The sequence below is a fragment of the Desulfovibrio sp. 1214_IL3152 genome (genome assembly GCF_036763055.1).
GTDB lineage: Bacteria > Desulfobacterota > Desulfovibrionia > Desulfovibrionales > Desulfovibrionaceae > Desulfovibrio.
On record NZ_JBAIYW010000279.1, the window covers coordinates 1 to 2,472 of the forward strand.

Genomic DNA, 2,472 nt, shown 5'->3' on the forward strand with positions numbered 1-2,472 from the left:
AGAAGAGTGTAGTATGATGGCTCAAGTCCAAAATCTCCTTGTGTGGCAAGTTGTTGTGGTAACTTCTTATACCACATACTGCTGAGATTTTGGACTTTTTTGTTACCCCTTAGCCGGACAGCAATGACTTATTTTTATAGCGTGCAGAATGACTTTCCTTAAGAAAGTACACTGCGCCCTCAAAATCTTTTTTAAAAATACTCAAGCCAGTGTTTTCTATTTCTTCCCACTGGCTAAAAGGCAGCACTTCAGAGTCTAGACAATCAGTCTCAGCGTACCTATGCCGTGAAATAATAGCCCTCTCCATAGTTTTTTGCATCTTTTCTCTCACTCATATCCTTCACAATAAAGTCACCTGATCTCTTCCCACAATTATTGTTGATCTACAAGTGAGACCTTGGCGCTAATTTTTAAGGAAACAAGCTGAAACCCCTTGTGGATCATGCAATTCAGGGACATGTGAGGTTGGTTCGCCTTCTATTCCTTTCGCCAATCTTCAATTTTGCTTTGGCGTCCTCAATGGATAAAAAGCATTCCTCCCGGAAATGGCCATAAAAGACTCAATGTGGGCATTATCTGTTTACAAAGACGGAGATCTCGATCGACACGTTATACTCAAAGCCCATTTGCTCAGGACCCTTAAGGTAAGTTTGTCCCGTAATACGTTGTCGCAACGGATTTTCATAGAATCCCTACGCAGAAAAGACATGCAGGGCAGGTTGGCAACGGCGTCTTCACCGCTAAGGCTTTTGCCACCTCTATAGCCTGGCTTTCCCGCGTAAAAATATCCAACACAGTGAATGCCCGCAACGCCAACCATCAAACAGCGAATCAGAAACAAAATCCTTGTCCAGCATCCGTTGCTATGTTGCGGTAAACCTACCATGATCCCGCGTGGTATGGCGCAAGTTAAGCCCTTTCCCTGTAGCCGGTGCATACTTTTATGTTCACCAGCCAGCCCTTGCGGCGGAGCAGAACATAAATACGTGATAGCATAGCGAACACGGCTGACCGCAATTTTACGAATTCGCATGCATAATGGAACCTGATGGGCGGATGAAGCTGGGTTGTTGCAGTAGGGCGCAAGAAGCCCTCCGTACTCTCACTCCGTAACTGTCCCGCAAGTGCGTTATCAATTCCCGCCTCAGAGCATGCCTCAAAGCTTTTTTGACTGGCACATCCAAGGCGTTATCAAGGCTCAGGTCTGCGGTCATGCGCTTGAGTCGAAAGCGTCCTCTTCCAATTGCCTGAGTCGGCGTAATTCGTGGGACACAGCCCACCCGCCTTTTCGTTCACGGTGGGAGGTATGCTGGAACACCCATTTTCGGCAAACCTCGTCAATCTGTATACTCAATTCTTGTTGCGCAAGGCAAGGAGATGAATTTACTTTCCTTTATGGCAAATTCCGTTTGTGGCGTCATAGTCGGTTTCGCCGATCTCTCGCCTTTTAACTGATATGGTTTGTTGGGGGCATTTCATTCGGCCTCACCCCGCGTCACTTTTAATTTGGGGAGAGATTGGGGAGAGATTTTTTAAACATAAAAAAACCCTTACGGTGTTTTACCGTAAGGGTTTGATTTCTTGTGGCGCGCTCGAAGAGATTCGAACTCCTGACCTACAGGTTCGTAGCCTGTTGCTCTATCCAGCTGAGCTACGAGCGCGTAACAAGGGGAAACTATATCAAGTCGCAGTGGCGGTCAAGCTTTTTTTCAAAATATTTTTTGAAAATCTGCGAACTTAGTTGAAATTTTCAATCAGCATGCACTTAGAAAAGCGCTCTGCGGTCGCGCCAGCGCGCCGCACTCAGGCACCAGAACTTTTGGGCAGATCAAGCCGCCCCACTCGTCTGGCCGCCCAAAAAGCGGCCACTGAAAACTACTGGGCTTCGATGCTGTTGACAGCACGGGCCAGACGCGAAATTTTACGCGCGGCCTTCTTCCAGTGCATGGCGCCCTTTCCGGCGGCCTTGGAAAGCACAGAAGTGGCGGCCACCAGAGCTTCACCGGCCTGAGCCTTGTCGCTGCCAGTAATGGCGGCGCGCACCTGCTTGATGGCGTTTTTGACGCGCGTACGCACGGCGCGGTTGCGACCGGCTCTTTCTACGCTCTGCCTGTGACGCTTGATGGCTGACTTATGGTTTGCCACGGTAATCCTCCACTATGTTGGGCTTGCACCGGCAAGCCATGAGTCTGAAATATGTAGCGCTATCGCGAAGACGGGTTGTTAGCATAGGGCCTTATGGCTGTCAAGTAAACGCGCCGTTTTTTCCAAGATACTTGTTTTGTTGCCGCAAAGGGTTGAGCCACACCCGCTTTCAGAACTGCCTGTCACAGCGGGAAGCCCCGGCCTTTTACGCCGTGTCGCGTACCGTTTTCACTGCTTGGGGCCGCCGTCTGGCATACGCGGCGCGACGGCAAAAACAAGTCCTGCCGCGCCGCGTGGGCAAACCTACATCTGCAGGGCCGCAAAGTC

1 protein-coding gene and 1 tRNA gene are annotated in these 2,472 nt (G+C 49.8%); both read right to left on the reverse strand.

What is annotated here, in order from left to right; all coding sequences use genetic code 11:
* Window positions 1–1,584: 1,584 nt before the first annotated feature.
* A tRNA-Arg gene (locus V6C07_RS05960) sits at window positions 1,585–1,661 on the reverse strand.
* A 214-nt stretch (window positions 1,662–1,875) separates the two neighbouring features.
* Window positions 1,876–2,145, reverse strand: a complete 270-nt coding sequence (gene rpsT, locus V6C07_RS05965) for a 30S ribosomal protein S20 (RefSeq protein WP_333535444.1) — start codon at window positions 2,143–2,145, stop codon at window positions 1,876–1,878.
* Window positions 2,146–2,472: the final 327 nt, after the last annotated feature.